General features: G+C 51.7%; 1 tRNA gene. It reads left to right on the forward strand.

The window, feature by feature from the left end:
- Nucleotides 1-167: 167 nt before the first annotated feature.
- Nucleotides 168-241 (forward strand) — tRNA-Pro (locus ACCD00_RS30900).
- The last annotated feature ends 1 nt before the right edge of the window (nt 242 follow it).

Raw genomic sequence — 242 nt, forward strand, 5'->3', positions numbered from 1 at the left:
CGTTAGCTCAGTTGGTAGAGCAGTTGGCTTTTAACCAATTGGTCGTAGGTTCGAATCCCACACGACCCACCATTTTTGAAACCAGGTAACACTGGAATCGAATCTTAAGATCAGACGCCAAAAGCTCTGTTCGCAGAAGGCGCCTCTCGAAGGTGCCTTTTTTTTACCGGGGTATAGCGCAGTCCGGTAGCGCGCCTGCTTTGGGAGCAGGATGTCAGGAGTTCGAATCCCCTTACCCCGAC

The organism is Pseudomonas sp. Pseusp3, assembly GCF_047304225.1.
In the GTDB taxonomy this organism is placed as follows: domain Bacteria; phylum Pseudomonadota; class Gammaproteobacteria; order Pseudomonadales; family Pseudomonadaceae; genus Aquipseudomonas; species Aquipseudomonas fluorescens_CD.